At 61.4% G+C, this 17739-nt stretch carries 18 protein-coding genes and 1 pseudogene; 10 read left to right on the top strand and 9 right to left on the bottom strand.

Features of this window, described 5'->3' with window-relative positions:
- Nucleotides 1-140 precede the first annotated feature (140 nt).
- The gene (locus tag ACVWZP_RS27575; RefSeq protein WP_457370289.1) at nucleotides 141-794 is read right to left on the bottom strand and encodes a hypothetical protein; all 654 of its coding nucleotides are present in this window, start codon (nucleotides 792-794) and stop codon (nucleotides 141-143) included.
- Between the two features lie 198 nt (nucleotides 795-992).
- On the bottom strand, nucleotides 993-2051 hold the full coding sequence (locus tag ACVWZP_RS27570; protein ID WP_079444556.1) for an MBL fold metallo-hydrolase: 1059 nt from the start codon (nucleotides 2049-2051) through the stop codon (nucleotides 993-995).
- A 124-nt stretch (nucleotides 2052-2175) separates the two neighbouring features.
- On the opposite strand from ACVWZP_RS27570, the gene ACVWZP_RS27565 reads away from it, so the two are divergent.
- From ACVWZP_RS27565 to ACVWZP_RS27555, 3 genes are all read left to right on the top strand, one after another.
- Nucleotides 2176-2802 (top strand): TetR/AcrR family transcriptional regulator, encoded by a 627-nt coding sequence (locus ACVWZP_RS27565; RefSeq protein WP_108524462.1) that lies wholly within the window; start codon nucleotides 2176-2178, stop codon nucleotides 2800-2802.
- A 191-nt stretch (nucleotides 2803-2993) separates the two neighbouring features.
- Nucleotides 2994-4052, top strand: a complete 1059-nt coding sequence (locus ACVWZP_RS27560) for a diguanylate cyclase (protein ID WP_046382314.1) — start codon at nucleotides 2994-2996, stop codon at nucleotides 4050-4052.
- 117 nt (nucleotides 4053-4169) lie between these two features.
- On the top strand, nucleotides 4170-4694 hold the full coding sequence (locus ACVWZP_RS27555) for a DUF1003 domain-containing protein (protein WP_046382313.1): 525 nt from the start codon (nucleotides 4170-4172) through the stop codon (nucleotides 4692-4694).
- Between the two features lie 20 nt (nucleotides 4695-4714).
- On the opposite strand, the gene ACVWZP_RS27550 is transcribed toward ACVWZP_RS27555, so the two are convergent.
- Nucleotides 4715-5596, bottom strand: coding sequence for a LysR family transcriptional regulator (locus ACVWZP_RS27550; protein ID WP_079444558.1), 882 nt, complete (start codon nucleotides 5594-5596; stop codon nucleotides 4715-4717).
- Nucleotides 5597-5676: 80 nt separating this feature from the next.
- Between ACVWZP_RS27550 and ACVWZP_RS27545 the strand changes: the two genes are divergently transcribed.
- Both ACVWZP_RS27545 and ACVWZP_RS27540 read left to right on the top strand, forming a co-directional pair.
- Complete coding sequence (locus ACVWZP_RS27545; protein WP_046382311.1) at nucleotides 5677-6384, top strand: CTP synthase C-terminal region-related (seleno)protein; 708 nt, start codon at nucleotides 5677-5679, stop codon at nucleotides 6382-6384.
- A complete protein-coding gene (locus tag ACVWZP_RS27540) occupies nucleotides 6381-6701 on the top strand; it encodes an antibiotic biosynthesis monooxygenase family protein (RefSeq protein WP_046382310.1) in 321 nt (106 codons plus the stop codon). Before ACVWZP_RS27545 ends, ACVWZP_RS27540 begins: the two co-directional genes overlap by 4 nt.
- Before the next feature lie 58 nt (nucleotides 6702-6759).
- Here ACVWZP_RS27540 and ACVWZP_RS27535 read toward each other — a convergent pair whose 3' ends face one another.
- Nucleotides 6760-7083 carry a DUF2025 family protein gene (locus tag ACVWZP_RS27535; RefSeq protein WP_017847228.1) on the bottom strand — a complete coding sequence of 108 codons (324 nt, stop codon included), beginning with the start codon at nucleotides 7081-7083 and terminating at the stop codon, nucleotides 6760-6762.
- A 233-nt stretch (nucleotides 7084-7316) separates the two neighbouring features.
- On the opposite strand from ACVWZP_RS27535, the gene ACVWZP_RS27530 reads away from it, so the two are divergent.
- From ACVWZP_RS27530 to ACVWZP_RS27520, 3 genes are all read left to right on the top strand, one after another.
- A complete protein-coding gene (locus ACVWZP_RS27530) occupies nucleotides 7317-8444 on the top strand; it encodes a glycerophosphodiester phosphodiesterase family protein (protein ID WP_017847227.1) in 1128 nt (375 codons plus the stop codon).
- Nucleotides 8445-8531: 87 nt separating this feature from the next.
- On the top strand, nucleotides 8532-8840 hold the full coding sequence (locus tag ACVWZP_RS27525) for a PepSY domain-containing protein (RefSeq protein WP_017847226.1): 309 nt from the start codon (nucleotides 8532-8534) through the stop codon (nucleotides 8838-8840).
- A gap of 117 nt (nucleotides 8841-8957) precedes the next feature.
- Complete coding sequence (locus ACVWZP_RS27520; RefSeq protein ID WP_079443074.1) at nucleotides 8958-9983, top strand: IS110 family RNA-guided transposase; 1026 nt, start codon at nucleotides 8958-8960, stop codon at nucleotides 9981-9983.
- Between the two features lie 274 nt (nucleotides 9984-10257).
- Here ACVWZP_RS27520 and ACVWZP_RS27515 read toward each other — a convergent pair whose 3' ends face one another.
- On the bottom strand, nucleotides 10258-10962 hold the full coding sequence (locus ACVWZP_RS27515; RefSeq protein WP_371918780.1) for a methyl-accepting chemotaxis protein: 705 nt from the start codon (nucleotides 10960-10962) through the stop codon (nucleotides 10258-10260).
- 228 nt (nucleotides 10963-11190) lie between these two features.
- Nucleotides 11191-11301: pseudogene (locus ACVWZP_RS27510) on the bottom strand (hypothetical protein); the annotation flags it as partial.
- 845 nt (nucleotides 11302-12146) lie between these two features.
- Between ACVWZP_RS27510 and ACVWZP_RS27505 the strand changes: the two are divergent.
- Nucleotides 12147-13169, top strand: a complete 1023-nt coding sequence (locus tag ACVWZP_RS27505) for a transporter (RefSeq protein ID WP_017847224.1) — start codon at nucleotides 12147-12149, stop codon at nucleotides 13167-13169.
- A gap of 140 nt (nucleotides 13170-13309) precedes the next feature.
- Nucleotides 13310-14926, top strand: coding sequence for an inorganic phosphate transporter (locus ACVWZP_RS27500; protein WP_457370288.1), 1617 nt, complete (start codon nucleotides 13310-13312; stop codon nucleotides 14924-14926).
- Nucleotides 14927-15065: 139 nt separating this feature from the next.
- On the opposite strand, the gene ACVWZP_RS27495 is transcribed toward ACVWZP_RS27500, so the two are convergent.
- The 3 genes from ACVWZP_RS27495 to ACVWZP_RS27485 are packed head-to-tail and all read right to left on the bottom strand — an operon-like array spanning nucleotide 15066 to nucleotide 17729.
- Nucleotides 15066-16040: a 5-oxoprolinase subunit C family protein gene (locus ACVWZP_RS27495; protein ID WP_457370287.1), complete on the bottom strand. Its 975-nt coding sequence runs from the start codon at nucleotides 16038-16040 to the stop codon at nucleotides 15066-15068.
- Nucleotides 16037-16915 carry a 5-oxoprolinase subunit B family protein gene (locus tag ACVWZP_RS27490; protein WP_017847221.1) on the bottom strand — a complete coding sequence of 293 codons (879 nt, stop codon included), beginning with the start codon at nucleotides 16913-16915 and terminating at the stop codon, nucleotides 16037-16039. Before ACVWZP_RS27490 ends, ACVWZP_RS27495 begins: the two co-directional genes overlap by 4 nt.
- Before the next feature lie 55 nt (nucleotides 16916-16970).
- On the bottom strand, nucleotides 16971-17729 hold the full coding sequence (locus ACVWZP_RS27485) for a 5-oxoprolinase subunit PxpA (protein WP_017847220.1): 759 nt from the start codon (nucleotides 17727-17729) through the stop codon (nucleotides 16971-16973).
- Between the last annotated feature and the right edge of the window lie 10 nt (nucleotides 17730-17739).

Genomic DNA, 17739 nt, shown 5'->3' with positions numbered 1-17739 from the left:
GAAGCACCTCCCGGAAGGCGTAAGAAGTGATGAAGGACCCACATTGATCCGTACACCAGTCTAAAAACCCCCCTCCTTCCAGGCTGCGCGACGCAGGTTGTTCAAACCGTGGGATTGTTCAGCGCAGTTGGTAGCTTTGCCTACCCATTAGTCAGGCCACGGGCGTTGCGATAGCCCTGCACCAGCACCTTCAGCGAGTCTTTCGACCACTGTGCGCCATAGAACCACAGCGTCGCCCCGTCCCCCAGCGGCTCACCAAGGCTCGGGTAGCCACTCCAGCACGCGGCATGGAATGCAGCGCTATGGCTCTCGGACACCAGCGCATCCAGCCGATACTCACTCACACGCTCATCGATTTCATTGCGCGAATCCAGGGTGAAGCGCAGGCCGTCATCAGCCCGCTCTGCCGGCACCGCCACCAGTTGGGCACCGGCCTGACGCAGGAAGCCCAACGCTTCCAGGAAGGATGCGCTGTGTTCAATCGGCTCCTGATCATTGCCACGCACAAGGCGGTCGGCGAACCCCACGCGAGTGCCCGCCAACGTGTAGGGGACGGCGCAATTGCTGGAGTGTTGCACCAAGGCAGCTTCCACCTTGCCCGATTCAGTGGGCTCGACACCACTCAAGGCGATCAATGACAGCGCGGGGTCGCGCACAGGTTTCAGAGGCAGGGCCGGCACGTTATAGCCAGGGATTACAACGCCGGCACCAAGATGTGCATCGGGGACGTAGCCGATACCCAGTGCCGTCGTGGTCCCCGTTTCGATGTGAGCGTTGGAGGGCGCCTGCGCCAAACAAACCGGTTCCGCAGAGGGGGGTAAAAACGCTTCCCGCCGACAAGACATAGGCGATAGCAAAGACTTCCCACATTTATTGTCCATCAGAGCCGACTCCCGGAAATTGACCTTCCCGAGATCATCGCACTCTCATCTGGCGTTTGTCGTAGGCCTGCAACACCTTGAAAATTCCTTTTTTTCCGTTTTTCCCAACCGTCAGTTCACAAGCGCTTCCTTACCGCTCTGAACCTCCACCTCCAACCACCACGCGACACCTCGCGCGGGCTGGCTCAAACTGAACGCCTGCCCCATGGCCGGTGTGGTAATCGACACGTTACGCTCCCACGCCAACGCCATGATACGGTCGAAAGGCTCGTGCCAGGCATGGAAGGCCAGGTCGAAGGTGCCATTGTGAATCGGCAGCAGCCAGCGACCTTTGAGGTCGATGTGCGCCTGCAGGGTTTGCTCCGGTTGCATGTGTACATGGGGCCAGTCGACGTTGTAAGCACCGGTTTCCATCAGCGTCAGATCAAACGGCCCGTACTGTTCGCCGATGCGTTTGAAGCCGTCGAAATAACCGGTGTCGCCGCTGAAAAATACGCGACGCGCGCCATCGATCATCACCCAGGAACACCACAGCGTCTGGTTGCTATCAAACAAACCACGCCCGGAAAAATGCTGCGCGGGAGTGGCGACAAAATGAATGCCATCGACTTCGCTGCCCTGCCACCAATCCAACTGCCGCACTTGGCCGGCGTCCACACCCCACTTCACCAGGATGTCGCCGACGCCCAGCGGCGCAAGGAAGTAGCGGGTCTTGTCGGCCAGTTGGATGACGGCCTTGCGGTCGAGATGGTCGTAATGGTTGTGGGAAAGAATCACCGCTTCCAACGGCGGCAGGTCTTCGAGACTGATCGGCGGGGCATGGAATCGCTTGGGGCCGGCCCAACTGAACGGCGAAGCGCGCTCGGCGAATACCGGGTCGGTCAGCCAGAATTTGCCGCGCATTTTCAGCAGCACGGTGGAATGCCCCAGGCGGAACACACTGTGGTCGGGGGCGGCCGACAGCTGTTCGCGGGTCAGCGAATGTACCGGAATCTCCCCCACCGGCCGCGTACTGCGCGGCTTGTGAAACAGCATCTTCCAGAAAATGCGCAAGGTTCTGCCGAAGCCGGCGCGCTGTACGGGAGCATGGTTACTGAAGGTGCCTTGCTCCTGTTCGGCAGCTTTGCGTACCACAGGCGAGGGATCGAGACGGGTTGAAATCGTGGCCATTACAAGGTGACTCCTACGGACCGCTCATGGAATTACACTGCACAGTGTAGTTTCAAGATTGCAACAAAACCCGGAGCAAGTAAACTACCGAGTGTAATTTTCCTTTTAGAGTCGATCACTGTTCATGACTGCGCCTCAACGCCTCACCCAACGCAAACGCGAAGCCATCCTGGCCGCCGCCATCGCAGAGTTTCGGGTCAATGGGTTCGAGGTCACCAGCATGGACAGGATCGCCGCCACCGCCGGCGTTTCCAAGCGCACGGTGTACAACCACTTCCCCAGCAAAGAAGAGTTGTTCGCCGAAATTCTCAACCAACTCTGGGCCAGCAGCGTCGCGCAACTCGACGTGAGCTACGCCGGCGACCGCCCGTTGCGTGAACAACTGCGCGGGTTGCTGGAAGCGAAGATGAAGATGATGTCGGACGTTAACTTCCTCGACCTGGCCCGGGTCGCCATCGCCGCCACCATTCACTCGCCGGAACGCGCCCAGGACATGGTCAACCGCTTGAGCATGCGCGAAGAAGGTTTCACTCAATGGGTGCGCGCCGCCCAGGAAGACGGCCGGCTCACGTGTGCCGACCCGGCCTTCGCCGCGCACCAGATTCAAAGCCTGCTCAAGGCATTCGCCTTCTGGCCGCAGATCACCCTCGGCCAACCCACCCTCGACGCCGCCGACCAAGCCCGCGTGATCGAGTCGGCAATCGATATGTTTCTGGCCTGCTACGACGCCGATACTCGCCGCCCGCAGTAAACGACCGTTGCAGACGCGACATACCTGGTCGTTTTTGGCCTATTTGCCCTCTGTTTTGCGCGAATGGCCTGGAAGGACACTGATTATTCCTACATGAATAATCGACAATATTCACACACATTATCCGATCAACGGTTATCCCTGCACACGCGCGCGGCTGAATCTGTGAAAAAGAGCTGACCTGGGAATCTATGGAAAACAGACGAGGCAAAGGGCTTTCATTTGCCAGGCGTATTTACAAGCCAAGGATCATCGGCCTGGGTATCGGCTGCATCAGTGTCATCGGCGGCTTGTACCCGCTCGCGATGCCGGGCTGGGTGTGGGCGTTCCTGCTGTTCAATGGGTTGGCGTGGGCACATGTGGCGTACCAACTGTCAATCCGCTCACCCTTCCCCTACCACGCCGAACAGCGCAACATTTTGTATGACTCGTTGTGCGGTGGTTTCTGGGCCGCCGCTGCCCAGTTCACGCCGCTGACGGCCGTGACCATCCTCTCGATGATGACCATGAACAACTTCGCCGCCGGCGGCAAGCGCCTGTTCCTGCGCGGTTTGCTCGCGCAAGGGGTGGGGATCGGGGTGGCATGGGCGCTGTTCGGCGTGCGGTTCAACCCCGACGTCAGCCTGCTGCAGGTCTACACCTGCCTGCCGATGTTGACGTTGTACCCCATGGCCATCGGCATGGTCTGCTACGAGTTGGCGATCAAACTGTCGGAACACAAACGCGCCCTCAGCGCCCTGAGCCGCACCGACAGCCTCACCGGCCTGCTCAACCACGGTTCCTGGAAAGATCTGCTGCACCTCAAGTTCCACAAGTGCCGGCAACAGCAAAGCCACGCCACCATCGCGCTGATCGATATCGATCACTTCAAACAAATCAATGACACTCACGGCCATATCGTCGGCGATGCCGTACTGCGCCAACTGAGCCTGGAGATACGGCGCAACCTGCGCGAAAACGATCTGGCCGGACGCTACGGGGGCGATGAGTTTTGTGTGATTCTTCCGCAAATGCCCTTGGAAGAAGCTGCACGGGTGATGGAGCGTATCCGCGAAAACTTCAGTAATTATCGCAACCCGCAGATCCCCGAGTTGCGCGTGAGCCTGAGCATCGGCCTCGCCGATTTCCAACGGATCTTCACCGATGCCGCCACCTGGCTGAACGCGGCGGATCGCGCGCTGTACGCCGCCAAGGACACCGGGCGCAACCGGGTCAATGCGAGTAACTACGCGGTCGCCCATTCCGCCTGAGGCGGTCATACGGCATCTCGTAGGCACCCCAGGTCGTCCTCGGGTTATTCATGCGTAAGACAGGTCGCCAAGGCTATAGTGGCCGCCTGTCTTAAACATTGATGACCCGAGTTTGCCATGAGCCCAACCCCCGACAACCCCAAAGCCGTCCCCGTCGATCATCTACGTTTCCATCGACGCCACGCGCACCTGGCGCCGACCTTTGGCAACGACACCTTCGCCCTCAAGGCCGAGGCTTTCGCACGCTTCTTCGGCACGCCGATGTTCCTCGGTGCGCAAACCTTGATCGTGGCCGTGTGGATTGCGCTCAACGTCAGTGGCATCACGCACTTCGACGTCTACCCGTTCATCCTGCTCAACCTGGCCTTCAGCCTGCAAGCGGCCTACGCGGCGCCGCTGATTCTGCTGGCCCAGACACGCCAGGCCGCGCGCGACAAAGCCCAGTCCGACGCCGACGCGCAGCACCGTGAAGCGCTGGCCGTCGCCAATGCCGAGCGCCAGGCCGAGGCGCAGAACACCAGCAAACAGCTGCTGGAACTGCTGGAGCAGAACACTCGGCTGACGGAAATGACCAAGCAACTGACCGAGCGTATCGAGACCCTGACGTGTGAAATGCATGCGCAGTTTGTGCGAAAACCTTAAGCACCCCATGCCCGCCGGTCTCAGGGGCTCAGTCGGACATGCCGCCCCAGTTGATCAAACAGCGTCACCACCGAGCGCAATGCCCGGCAATCGGGGCGCGTCAGCAGCCATAGCGCCGTGTCATGCCCCGCCAACGCGGGGCCCAGCGGTTGCAGGTGTTCATCCAGCAGGAAATCCGGCAGCGCCGCCACGCCCAGCCCTGCCCGCACCAGTTCGGTGACCGACAACATGCTGTTGCAGCGATAGCCGGGACGCACACCCGGCAGCTGCGCGCGGCGCCAGACGACGGTGGGATGATCGGGCAGGAAATCATCCGGTGCGATCCAGGCCAGCTCCGCCAGCTCGCGTCCTGCGTGCTGACGCGCAAAATCTGTGCTCGCGCACACCTGATACCTCACGGTGCCGAGGCAACGTCCGACCAGATGCTGCGGCGGTGTCCGGGTCAGGCGCAAGGCGATGTCGGCATCGCGGCGGCTGAGGTTGGCGAAGTCATTGGAGGTGCTCAGCTCCAGGGTCAGCGCCGGGTAATCCGGCATGAACTGCGCCAGCGCCGGCAACAACAAGCCTTGCAGTACCGAGTCAGTGCAGGTCAGGCGCACGGTGCCGCTGATCACTTCACCGCCTTGCTCGACGCCGACCCGCGCCGCTTCCAGGGCTTGTTCAGCGCGTTCGGCCTGTTGCGCCAGATGACTGGCCAGGCCGGTGGGCAGGTAACCGGCGCGGCTTTTTTCAAACAACGTCTGGCCCAGCGCGGCCTCCAGGCGCCGCACGGCGCGGAACACCGTCGACACATCCACCCGCAACAACGCGGCGGCCCGCGCCAGCGTGCCACCGCGCACCAGGGCGAGGATCAGCGACAGGTCGGGGTAATCGATTCGATAGTGCGTGAGTGCATTGAACATGTGGGCAAACGCCAATATTGATTGCGTGAACGCCAATCTATAGTGCGCGCCAGGACACAACAAGCCAGGGGATGCCTAAGATGAACGCCAGCACGCTGCACCTCGCCCTGATCGGCGATTACAACCCCGATGTCATTGCGCACCAGGCCATTCCTGTGGCGCTGCAACAGGCCGCCGACGCCTTGGGCCTGACGGTTCGCACGCAATGGCTGGAGACCGACACCCTCAACACCACCTCCGCGCTGCAGGGTTTCGATGGCTTTTGGTGCGTGCCCGCCAGCCCGTACCGCGACATCGACGGCGCACTGCGTGCGATCCGTTTTGCCCGCGAGCAGCGGCGCCCTTTCCTCGGCACCTGCGGCGGTTTTCAACACGCGGTGTTGGAATATGCCCGCAATGTGTTGGGCTGGGCCGATGCCGAACATGGCGAACTGGCCCCCAACGCCCCACGTGCGGTGATCGCGCCACTGAGCTGTTCTCTGGTGGAAGCCACCGACACCGTGCGCCTGGCCGCCTACACGCGCATCGCCGACGCCTACGGCACACGCGATATCCACGAAGGTTATCGCTGCCGCTACGGCATCAACCCCGACTTCGCCAGCGCGCTGCTGGACGGTGCTCTGATCCCCTGCGGCCACGACTCGGCCGGCGACCTGCGCGCGGTGGAGTTGCTGGACCATCCGTTCTTTGTCGCCACGCTGTTCCAACCCGAACGCGCCGCCCTCAGGGGCGTCACGCCGCCGCTGGCGATCGCTCTGCTCAAAGCCTGCCAGGAGACCTCGGTATGATTGCCCACACCCCCGCTCCGCCTTACTACGCAGTGATTTTCAGCTCACTGCGCACCGCCGGTGACCACGGTTACGCTGAGGCTGCCACGCGCATGCTGGAACTGGCGCGCGAGCAGCCGGGCTTTCTCGGGGTTGAGTCGGCGCGGGAGGATGGCCTGGGGATCACCGTATCGTACTGGCGCAGCGAAGCCGACATCCTCGCCTGGAAACAACAGACCGAGCATCGGGCGGTGCGCGAGCAGGGGCGTTCCACTTGGTACTCGGCGTTTCACACCCGCGTATGCAAAGTGGAGCGGGCCTACACATTCCAGAACTGAACGGCAGCCGGAGGCCCTCCCGCCGTTGATCTTCATCGATGCCAAAACGCCGCTCAGGCTAGCTGACGAGACTGCGCAACGCACTGATCTGCGGGATCTCCACCCGCCGCATGTACACGCGCAGCGGCTCGGTGATGTTGATGCGGTCGTCGATGTTCTGATCGAGCAGCAGCTGCAGACGCTCACGGGACAACGTCATGACGTGCTCGGGGGCCGGCAGCCAGACAAATTCGGCAGTGGGGATGATGCCGTCATCGGCGACATCCATACCGAAGGAGTCTTCGCTGAACCGCACGATGTACTGGCCGGTCTTGCGGTTGAGGCCGACAAAACCGTGAAGCTGGTCGGCGGCCTGGCAGATAAGCTCGGAGGTGATTCGCATGGTAAACCTCACTGAAAAGTCCCACATGGACTGGAAAGATGGTTTACACGCGTGGCGGAAAGTACTGCCCTCTTACGGGGCGGTTCGCGGCAAGAGTACTGCAAAGCCACGCAAAAAAAACCCAGAAAATTGGCGCGCACACACGTTAATGTCGGTTTGGTGATAGCGCCTTTCGTTATCAATTGTTAAAAAGGAAGCCTTCTCAAAGCTCCCTCCACGAAAGGACTCCACATATGCCTGTCACGTTCACCAAGAGTGCCTTGCTGCTCGCCCTGATGCTTGGCCTTGGCCAGGCGCAGGCTGCCGACCCGATCAGCCCGGCTGAATTGGCAACTAACGAAGGCATTCCCTACCCTGCGGTGATCGCCCACCGCGGTGCGTCCTACGACGCCCCCGAGTCCACTGCCGCAGCCTACAAGGTCGCGCGCGACCTGGGCGCCGACTACCTGGAGTTGGACCTGCAGCGCAGCAAGGACGGCGTGCTGTTCGCCCTGCACGACAACAACCTGCAACGCACCACCGACGTGGCCACCAAGTTCCCCGAGCGCAAAGACGCCCCGGCCAACGAGTTCACCTGGAAAGAACTGCAAACCCTCGACGCCGGCAGTTGGTTCAACGCCGCCTACCCGGACCGCGCCCGCCCGGGCTTCGTCGGCCTGAAAATCCTCAGCCTGGACGACATCATCAAGATCGCCGAAGGCAACCCGCAGCACAAACCGGGCCTGTACATCGAAACCAAAGAACCCAAGCAATTCCCGGGCATCGAAGCCGACCTGAAAAACAAGCTGCTGGACAAAGGCTGGTTGAGCTCCGCCGGCTCCAAGCTGGGCAAGAGCAACACCGGTGTCGGCCAGGGCAAAGGGCGCGTGGTGCTGCAGACCTTCGAAACGGCCAGCCTGAAAGAGCTGCAGAAAGAAATGCCCAACACCCCGAAAATCCTGCTGCTGTGGGTGGGTGAAGGCAGCATCGAGCCGAAATCCAAGCAAACCTTCGCCGAATCCGGCGAAGCGACCAAGGCCGCTTACTACGCCAAGCAAGAGCCCAAGGACGCCGCCGAGTTCGAAAAGTGGGTCGACGAAGCCAAGAGCCTCGGCGCCATCGGCACGGGCCCGTCGGCGGAGCTGACCGCCCTTGGCGACCAGAGCTACACCGACCTGGTGAAGCCTGGAATGAACAAGCTGACCCACGACAAGGGCCTGCTGGTACACGTCTACACCGTGGATGAACCTGTGGACTTCGAGAAAGTGATGAACGCCGGCGTCGACGGTATCTTCACCAACCGCGCAGCCGAACTGCTGAAGTTCTACAAGCGCTGGCCGTCGTCCAGCGTGCAGGACCTGCTGAACGACCACAAATACTGAGCGAGTCAGTGTGCCATTAAGGATGAATTAAGTTGCGCCGGTTAATCTGGCGCCACTTAAACAGCTCACCGAAAAAGGATACACACCATGAAAACCTTGACTGCTCTGTTTGCCGCGACCGCCCTGACCCTGGCCGCCGGCCTGGCCCAGGCCGATGTCCGCCCGGATCATATCGAAGGTCTGCTCAAATCCGGTGCCGTGATGCCTTTCGACAAGCTCAACGCCGCCGCCGTGGCCAAACACGCCGGCGCCCAGATTACCGACACCGAGCTGGACCACAACAACAGCGGCGTCCTGGTCTACGAAGTTGAACTGACCGACACCGCCGGCAAGCGCTTTGAAGTGAAACTCGACGCCAAGACCGGCACCGTGCTCGAAGACAAGCAAGACACCTGAGTCAAACCCTGAAAAAACCGCGCCACCTTCGGGTGGCGCGGTTAATGAGATGGTCACCCCCAACACCCTGTGAGGGCTACGCTTTCACGGGGTGTTTTGTTTTCGGAGGCCATCATCATGAGCGAGTCAGCACTGATCGGTATCGATCTCGGCAAACATACTTTCCACCTGCACGGCCAGGATAAGTCGGGCCGCGAGGTGTTTCGCAAAAAATGCTCACGAGCGCAGATGATGCAGTTTTTCGGCAATGTGCCGAGCTGTGTCGTGGTGATGGAGGCCTGTGCAGGGTCGCATTTTGTCGCTCGCCAACTGATGGCGATGGGACACACGGCCAAGCTGATTTCCCCGCAGTTCGTTAAGCCCTTCGTCAAGGGCAACAAAAATGACTTCGTCGACGCTGAGGCGATCTGTGAAGCCGCTTCCCGCCCATCCATGCGCTTCGTTACGCCTAAAACCGAATCCCAGCAAACCCTGTCTGTGCTGCATCGGATGCGCGAATCATTGGTGCATGACCGCACCAAAACGGCTAATCAGATGCACGGTTTTCTGTTGGAGTTTGGAATCAGCCTGCCCAAGGGATTGGCCATCATGAAGCGTTTGGCGAGCGTTTTGGCCGAGCACGAATTACCCGTTCGTCTGACGGTCTTATTGCAGCGCCTGCACGATCACTTCGTCTATCTGGATGAGCAAATCAAAGCGCTGGATAAAGAACTGGCGGGCCAACTGGCCAACGATGATCTGGGCAGTCGTTTGCTGAGCATGCCGTGTGTCGGCCCGATCACCGCCAGCCTGCTGGCTGTGGAGATGGGCGATGGTAAACAGTACCGATGCGGTCGCGACTTTGCCGCCTCCGTTGGCTTAGTGCCCAGGCAGTACAGTACGGGCGGCAAGGCCAATCTGCTGGGGATCAGCAAGCGGGGTGACAAGCATCTGCGACAACTGTTGGTGCAGTGTTCCAGGGTCTATATGCAGAGGCTGGATCACCAGAAAGGCGCTCTGGCTGACTGGGTTAAAACCTTGCTCAGTCGACGACATTCAAATGTCGTGGCCTGTGCCCTGGCTAACAAACTGGCGCGTATCGCTTGGGCGATAGCCGCTCGCCATACGCAATATGAAGCAGGGCCAGACGCTTTGAACGCCTGACCCTGCAGTTGTTGCAGTACCACGATTCACCCTTCAGGTTTTGCGATAGCTGAACAACAGATGATGTGAACGGCACACCGGCCTGGCGAAGATCCTGACATAAAAATCGGCTTCAGAAGCCGACCGGTTTTTAAGGATCGTCAGGCGCGACTCTCATCGTGGCGCTGGGGCATGCCCCAAACAGACGCCGGATAGATTTAAGCAAGCCAACCACACCACCCGTTAATCAGTATTGCAAAAATGGGGGTGACCATAGATTTTTATGGGCGCTTGATCAAGCGCTCAATCGCGCCGTCACCTCGTTCAATTCACCGGACAAACCACGCAGATTCTGGCTCGCCGCTTCGGTGCGCTTCACGTTGTCGAGGTTGGCGGTGGCCACGGTGGTGATCTGGGTGATATTGCGCGAAATATCCTCGGCCACCGACGTCTGCTCCTCGGCCGCCGTGGCGATCTGGCGGTTCATGTCGCGAATCGCTTCGACGGCCTGGGTGATATGAGCCAGCATCGCGCCGGCCTGGGTGACTTTTTCCACGCTGTCATCGCTGCACGACTGGCCAGTGACAATCGCCTCGGCCGCATCGACCGCGCCGGTTTGCACCGCCTGGATAATCTGATTGATCTCGATGATCGACGCCGCCGTGCGTTGCGCCAGGCTGCGCACTTCATCGGCCACCACCGCAAACCCGCGCCCCGCCTCGCCCGCCCGTGCCGCCTCGATCGCGGCGTTGAGCGCCAGCAGGTTGGTCTGCTCGGCGATCCCGCGAATCACTTCGAGCACCTTGCCGATCCGCACGCTGTCGGTTTCCAGGCGGCGGATGATGGTGCCGGTGTTGAGGATTTCAGTACGCATCTGGCCGATGGTGGCAATGGTGACTTTCATCACTTCGCCGCCCTCGCGGGCCGATTGGTCTGCGTCATCGGCCGCACGGGACGCACTGGCGGCGTGGTGCGCCACTTCCTGGGCGGTGGCCGACATTTCGGTCATGGCCGTGGCCACCTGGTCGGTACGGTTGAATTGTTCGTGGGTACCAGTCGCCATTTGCCCGGCGATCGAATTCAACTCACCGCTGGCGTGGACCAGGTCGGTGGCACTGCGCTGCAGGCGGCTGAAGGTTTCGGCCAAGAAGTCGCGCAAGGTGTTCGCGGCCTCCGCCAGATGCCCCAGTTCGTCCTGGCGACGACTGGCAACACGCTCGGCAAAACGGCCGTGGCTCAGTTGGCTCACATAGTCGATCAAGCCACGGATCGGCAGGATCAGGTTGCGGTTGATCAACCACAGGCTGAACAGGCCGATCAATACGCCGGACAGCAACATGATCGCCAGCCCCACCATCACCGTGCGCTCGGCATGGGCGCTGATGACCTGGGATTGCTGGGTGCTTTGGGCACGCAGGTCGCTGACCAGCGCGCTCATCTGTTCACTGGCGGCGCGGTCCACGCCCTTGACCGCGGTGTCTCCGGCGCTCGGGTCGGCGCCGGCGGCCAAGTAGGCATCGCGGCCCTTCTGGTAGGCAACGCCGAGCTGCTGGTGTTCCTGACGCAGGTTCTGGATACGCTGGCTCAGCGCCGGGTCACCGGCGGTCTGGGTGACCAGCCGCGAGAGAATGCCTTGTACATCGCGCTGCCGATCCTGGAACTGGCCCCAGTATTTCTCCAGGTCCTGCGGCTGCTTGCCGCGCAACAACACGTTTTTCCATTCTTGCACCTGCACTTTGAATTGCAGGTTGGCCTCATCGATCAACTGTGAAGTGAGCAACGGCCCGTCGAGCAAACTGCGGTAACTCTGCACCCCGTTGGAAAGGAAGTTGAAACAGGCCAGGGCTATCAACAGCATCGCCAGCAGGCTGCCGCCGAGCAGCGACAAAATCTGTGCCCGCAGGGATGTTCGCAAAAAAGTCATCGGGAAAAGCCTCGAAACAAGGAAAAGGTGCAAATACGTCATGACATCCCTGTCGTCGAAGGCGCCGTCATCCGCAGCGGTTCTTGCGCCCTGAATCGGCCGATCTAGACACTTCTTGAGCTCATTTCGATAGCCGGTCAATAAAATGTCATCAAGGCGAAATAAGTCGAAAACTGTCACAAAACTGTCAAGCATCCTTGCAATGATTCGCTCACGCGAACCTGTGAAACGTCCTACAGGTCCTTTCTCTGCGAGACTCCATGAACCACAGCATCGACCACAGCCACCAGGACTCCGATCTGTTTGGCTTGCTTTACGGTTTCCGTTTCCGCCCAGGCGAAAAGGGTGAGCAGATTGATTCAGCCACCGCTCTCCAGGCCTTGCAGCAACCGCAAGACCCGCAGGAGTTTCTATGGCTGCACCTGAACCTGGCGCATGCCGGATGCGAGCGCTGGATGCTGGCGCACCTGCAATTGCCGGAAGAATTCTTCGAAGCCTTGCACGAAGGCTCGCGCTCCACCCGTATCGAACACGTCGACTCAGCCTTGCTCGCGGTGGTCAACGACGTGGTGTTCAACTTCAGCAGCATGGTCTCGTCGGATATTTCCACATTGTGGGTCTGCGCCCGCAGTCACTTGCTGATCAGCGCGCGCCTGCAACCGCTGCACTCGGTGGACAAGTTGCGTTCGTCGGTCAAGGCCGGTGAGCACTTCCGCTCGCCGCTGGAGTTGCTGGTCCACCTGCTGCGCGACCAGGGCGAGGTGCTGACGCAGATCGTGCGCAAGACCAGCATCAGCGTCGACCACATCGAAGACCAATTGCTCTCCTCGCACCTGTCCACCAACCGCGCCGAGCTGGGCGCCATGCGCCGGGTGCTGGTGCGCCTGCAACGCCTGCTGGCGCTGGAGCCCGGCTCGCTGCTGCGGCTGCTCAACCGCCCGCCGCAGTGGCTGCAAAAGGAAGACGTCAAGGAGCTGCGCAAATCCACCGAGGAGTTTGCGCTGATCATCAACGACCTGACGGCCCTGGGCGAACGCATCAAATTGTTGCAGGAAGAAATCGCCGCCAACCTCAACGAACAAAGCAACCGCACGCTGTTTACGCTGACGGTGGTCACGGTGCTGGCGTTGCCGATCAATATCATTGCCGGCTTTTTCGGCATGAACGTAGGCGGCGTGCCGCTTTCCCAAGACCCGGAAGGCTTCTGGATTCTGGTGGCGTTGGTCGCGACCTTTACCTTGATTGCCGGGCGCTGGGCCTTCAGGAAACGCAACGACTACTGACCCTCACATGCGCTCAAAAAATCTGTGCGTTTGTAGACCAGCGGCCGATCCAATCCGCTAAACACTGATCTATCGCAGCATCTCTGTAATATTCTGCAATGATCATGGGCGACATCCTTTCCGACACTGGATGTTACTGCATGGCCACCCCTTCCCTGACAGCTTCAACGCATACGTCATCCGTTGATACCCGACCCAGGCTGGACAAAAAACCCGGCCTGCTGACGGTGATCATGTTCTTTGCCGTGCTCGCGATGGGCCTGTTGTTCACCGCCTACAGCCTGATGCGCGACATGCACGAACTGGGCACGCTGGTCACCACCTGGACGCCGTTCCTGCTGCTGGGCGTGGCGCTGCTGATCGCCCTGGGTTTCGAATTCGTCAACGGTTTCCACGACACCGCCAACGCCGTGGCGACGGTGATCTACACCAACTCGCTGCCGCCGCAGTTCGCGGTGGTGTGGTCGGGCTTTTTCAACTTCCTCGGGGTGCTGCTCTCCAGCGGCGCAGTGGCGTTCGGCATCATTGCCCTGCTGCCGGTCGAGCTGATTTTGCAGGTGGGTTCCTCGGCCGGTTTCGCGATGATCTTCGCCCTGCTGATCGCGGCGATCCTGTGGAACCTCGGCACCTGGTGGCTGGGCCTGCCGGCCTCGTCCTCCCATACTCTGATCGGTTCGATCATCGGCGTCGGCGTGGCCAATGCCCTGATGCACGGACGTGATGGCACCAGCGGCGTGGACTGGAGCCAGGCGATCAAGATCGGTTACGCCCTGCTGCTCTCGCCGCTGATCGGTTTCGCTTTCGCCGCCCTGCTGTTGCTGGCCCTGCGCGCCTTCGTGAAAAACCGCACGCTGTACAAGGCGCCCAAAGGCGACACCCCGCCGCCATGGTGGATTCGCGGCATGCTGATCCTCACCTGCACCGGTGTATCGTTCGCCCACGGCTCCAACGACGGGCAAAAAGGCATGGGCCTGATCATGCTGATCCTGGTCGGCACCCTGCCGATGGCGTATGCGCTGAACCGCGCCATGCCCGCCGAACAATCGCTGCAGTTTGCCGCGGTGGCCGAAGTGACCCAGGTCGCGCTGATGAAAAGCGCGCCGCAAGCGCTGCCGGGCGACCCGCGCCCCATCCTCTCGACCTACGTGCGGACCAAGGACGCCACACCCGAACTGATCCCGGCCCTCGCCGCCCTCGCCGGCCAGATCGGCGATGAAGTCAAAGGCTACGGCTCTTTGGCTAAAGTCCCCGCCGAAGCCGTAGGCAACGTGCGTAACGACATGTACCTGACCAGCGAAACCATTCGGTTGATGGACAAGGCCAAGATCGGCAACTTCGACGCCGACACCCAAGGCAAGCTGCAACTGTTCAAGCAACAGATCGACAACTCCACGCGCTTCATTCCGCTGTGGGTGAAGATCGCCGTGGCCATCGCCCTGGGGCTCGGGACCATGGTCGGCTGGAAGCGCATCGTGGTGACCGTAGGCGAGAAAATCGGCAAGACGCACATGACTTACGCCCAAGGCGCCTCGGCCGAGACCGTGGCGATGCTGACCATCGGCGCTGCGGATATGTTCGGCTTGCCGGTGTCGACCACCCATGTGTTGTCGTCCGGTGTGGCGGGGACCATGGTGGCGAACGGCGGCGGCTTGCAGATGAAGACCATCCGCAATTTGCTGATGGCCTGGGTGCTGACCTTGCCGGCAGCGATTCTACTGTCGGGTAGCCTGTACTGGTTATTCACCCAACTCTTCTGACCCAGCGCCGGATCAAAGGTGGGAGGGGCTTGCTCGCTCCCACATTGTTGGCTGGCGTGGCAGTGACCAGGGTGGCGATGCTGCTCTACTGGCTGTTCACCAAACTCTGCTGACCCACTACATTTTGCTGGGTGGTGTTTCAGGTATTGAAGAGCCCGGTCATTGCCTTCAGACGCTTCTTGTACACCCGCCGCGCCTCCAACGCCTGCTCCAGGCTGACCGCCACAAACCCTGCCCGCTGGTTCGGCTGCATCTGTCCGATCAAGTCCAGGTCGGCACTGATCACCGTGCCGATCATCGCGTAGCCGCCGCCCGACACCGCGTCCCGATGCAGCACGATTGGCTCCAGCCCGGCCGGCACCTGGATCGAGCCGATCGGGTAGCAACTGTCGACGATGTTCGACGGATCGGACCCCGCGCCAAACGGCTGCTCCCGTGGCTGAAAGCTCAACGCACTGCCGCCCTTGAAGCGATAGCCGATACGATCCGCCTCGGACCCCACCGTCCACGGCTCGGCAAAAAAGCTGCTTTTCGCCGCCGCCGTCAGGCGTTCGTAATACAGGCCGGGCACCACGCGCAAGGTCACATCGCCACCGACTGCCCGGCGCAAGGCCATCGGCAAGCTGTTGCCCGCCCGCCCCTGCCCACTGGGCTCGCCGATGGGCAGCTCATCCCCCGCCTGCAACCGCCGTCCGTGAAAGCCACCGAGTGCGCCGAGGGTGTAGGTCGAGCGACTGCCGAGCACCAACGGCACGTCGATGCCGCCGGCGACCGCCAGATAGGTACGCGCACCGGCCAGGGGGAATTCGAAGCGCAACACCTGCCCGGCGCGGACCTGGAACGCGGTGTCCTGGTGGACCACTTCACCGTCCAGGCGCGGCGCCATCAAGGCGCCGCTGAGGGCGACCAAGGCGTCCCGGCGAAACTCCAGCTCGGGACCGATCAGCGTGCATTCCAGGCCGGCCGCGCCCGGCGGGTTGCCCACCAAATGGTTGGCCGCGCTCAGCGCGTACTGGTCCAGCGCGCCCGACGGCGGAATACCCAGGTGGTAATAGCCTTCGCGGCCCTGGTCCTGTACCGAGGTCGCCAGGCCGGGTTTGAGCACCTTGATCATGCCAGCGCCTCCTGCAGGGTTTTCGGATAACCGATGGGGTCGGCGAGAAACGCATCCAGGGAAAATTCCAGGGGGCGGATGCGCAGGTCGAAACGTCCTGCGTCCACCTCGGCGACGGCCAGGTCGTAGGCCTCGCGGTCGATCGGTTTGAACTGCACGATGTCGCCCGGCCGGAAGAACACCATGTGGTCCTTGAGGTAGGCCAACTGCTGCGCCGGGTCGTAGATCGGTGCCGGAGTGACGCCGAACATCTGGTAGCCGCCGGCGCCGCGCACCGAGTAGATGCAGCCAAAGCAGCCGCCATGGCCGAGGGTCAGTTTCGGCGTGTCGGTGCGCGGGCGCAGGTACTTGGGCACCTGCAACTGCCGCTCGCGCTCGACCATCTGGAACATGAACGGCAAGCCCGCGACAAAGCCGACCATCGACACAAACCACGGCGCACCACTGTGGGCCGCGATGAAAGCGTCGACATCGGCCAGGCCGTTGATCCGCGCCGCATATTCCAGGTCGGTGCCGCTGGGGTCTTGATGGCGATCGCGAAAGCGCATCAGGGTTTCGTGGGTCCAGGGGTCGTTGTAGAGCACCGGGATTTCGATGATGCGCGTGTGCAAGGTGCGTTCGGCCACGGCCTGGGCTTCGGCGCTTTGCACCGCGTCGAGCAGCACATGGGGCGCAATGCGGTCCGGGTCGAAGCGGATCTGGAAGGAGGCGTTGGCCAGGCACACATCCAGCACACCGTCCAACGCCAGGCGTTCCACGGCGCGGGTCACGGCCATGCCTTTGAAGAAAGCCTCCAGGGACATGCTGTCACTGACCTCGGCGAACAGGTGTTCATCGGCGCCGAAGCTGTAGCGGATGGGGGACGTTTCAGCCATGTCTGTTCCTCTTGGAATCGTTATAGAAAGGCAGGCAAAAAAGTATGGGTCGATCTTATTCGGGTGTTCTGACCGCAATGCCCGCTTGGTCCAGGGCTTCACGGGTGGCTTCGACCAATTCCAGGGCGCCGGGGGTGTCGCTGTGCAGGCAGATGGAATCGAATTCGATAAACAGGTCTTCGCCTTCTACGGTGCGTACAAGACCCGTCTGACAAGCCCGTAGGACCCGCGCCGCGACGGTGGCAGGGTCGAGGGCGCGCACCGTGCGGGTGAACACGATGGAGCCGCTCAGGTCGTACTCGCGGTCGGCGTAGAACTCACGCACCACCGGCTGCCCCAGTTCCTTGGCAATGCGCCAGATCACCGAGTTCGGCATGCAGTACAGCAACAGTGTCGGCTCAATCAGTTGCAGGTTTTGCACCAACAACCGCGCGGCGTCTTCATCGCGGGCCAGGTGCATGTAGAGCGCGCCGTGGGGCTTGATGTGTTGCACGGGCACACCCTGGGCGCGGGCGATTTCACGCAGGGCGCCGAGCTGGTAGAGCATATCGTCCACCAACTCCTGGGCCGGCGCGTTGATATGGCGGCGACCGAAGCCCACCAGGTCGCGAAAGCCCGGATGGGCACCGATGGCGACCCCCAGTTGCTTGGCGCGTGCGACGGTGCGGCGCATGGTGCCGGGGTCGCCGGCGTGGAAGCCGGTGGCGATATTGGCCGAGCTGATGTAGGCCATCAGCTCGGCATCGACGCCATCGCCGATCGTCCAGGGGCCGAAGCCTTCGCCCATGTCTGAATTGAAATCCACTGCCTGCATGAAAAGTCGC

Source organism: Pseudomonas sp. TE36184, assembly GCF_054060055.1.
This window is presented reverse-complemented; position numbering and strand designations above follow the sequence as displayed.

Excerpts from the sequence above, each read along its gene's own strand:
- ACVWZP_RS27570 (WP_079444556.1), bottom strand. The coding sequence starts at position 2,051 with ATGGCCACGATTTCAACCCGTCTCGATCCCTCGCCTGTGGTACGCAAA.
- ACVWZP_RS27565 (WP_108524462.1), top strand. The coding sequence starts at position 2,176 with ATGACTGCGCCTCAACGCCTCACCCAACGCAAACGCGAAGCCATCCTG.
- ACVWZP_RS27560 (WP_046382314.1), top strand. The coding sequence starts at position 2,994 with ATGGAAAACAGACGAGGCAAAGGGCTTTCATTTGCCAGGCGTATTTAC.
- ACVWZP_RS27555 (WP_046382313.1), top strand. The coding sequence starts at position 4,170 with ATGAGCCCAACCCCCGACAACCCCAAAGCCGTCCCCGTCGATCATCTA.
- ACVWZP_RS27550 (WP_079444558.1), bottom strand. The coding sequence starts at position 5,596 with ATGTTCAATGCACTCACGCACTATCGAATCGATTACCCCGACCTGTCG.
- ACVWZP_RS27545 (WP_046382311.1), top strand. The coding sequence starts at position 5,677 with ATGAACGCCAGCACGCTGCACCTCGCCCTGATCGGCGATTACAACCCC.
- ACVWZP_RS27540 (WP_046382310.1), top strand. The coding sequence starts at position 6,381 with ATGATTGCCCACACCCCCGCTCCGCCTTACTACGCAGTGATTTTCAGC.
- ACVWZP_RS27535 (WP_017847228.1), bottom strand. The coding sequence starts at position 7,083 with ATGCGAATCACCTCCGAGCTTATCTGCCAGGCCGCCGACCAGCTTCAC.
- ACVWZP_RS27530 (WP_017847227.1), top strand. The coding sequence starts at position 7,317 with ATGCCTGTCACGTTCACCAAGAGTGCCTTGCTGCTCGCCCTGATGCTT.
- ACVWZP_RS27525 (WP_017847226.1), top strand. The coding sequence starts at position 8,532 with ATGAAAACCTTGACTGCTCTGTTTGCCGCGACCGCCCTGACCCTGGCC.
- ACVWZP_RS27520 (WP_079443074.1), top strand. The coding sequence starts at position 8,958 with ATGAGCGAGTCAGCACTGATCGGTATCGATCTCGGCAAACATACTTTC.
- ACVWZP_RS27515 (WP_371918780.1), bottom strand. The coding sequence starts at position 10,962 with ATGTCGGCCACCGCCCAGGAAGTGGCGCACCACGCCGCCAGTGCGTCC.
- ACVWZP_RS27505 (WP_017847224.1), top strand. The coding sequence starts at position 12,147 with ATGAACCACAGCATCGACCACAGCCACCAGGACTCCGATCTGTTTGGC.
- ACVWZP_RS27500 (WP_457370288.1), top strand. The coding sequence starts at position 13,310 with ATGGCCACCCCTTCCCTGACAGCTTCAACGCATACGTCATCCGTTGAT.
- ACVWZP_RS27495 (WP_457370287.1), bottom strand. The coding sequence starts at position 16,040 with ATGATCAAGGTGCTCAAACCCGGCCTGGCGACCTCGGTACAGGACCAG.
- ACVWZP_RS27490 (WP_017847221.1), bottom strand. The coding sequence starts at position 16,915 with ATGGCTGAAACGTCCCCCATCCGCTACAGCTTCGGCGCCGATGAACAC.
- ACVWZP_RS27485 (WP_017847220.1), bottom strand. The coding sequence starts at position 17,729 with ATGCAGGCAGTGGATTTCAATTCAGACATGGGCGAAGGCTTCGGCCCC.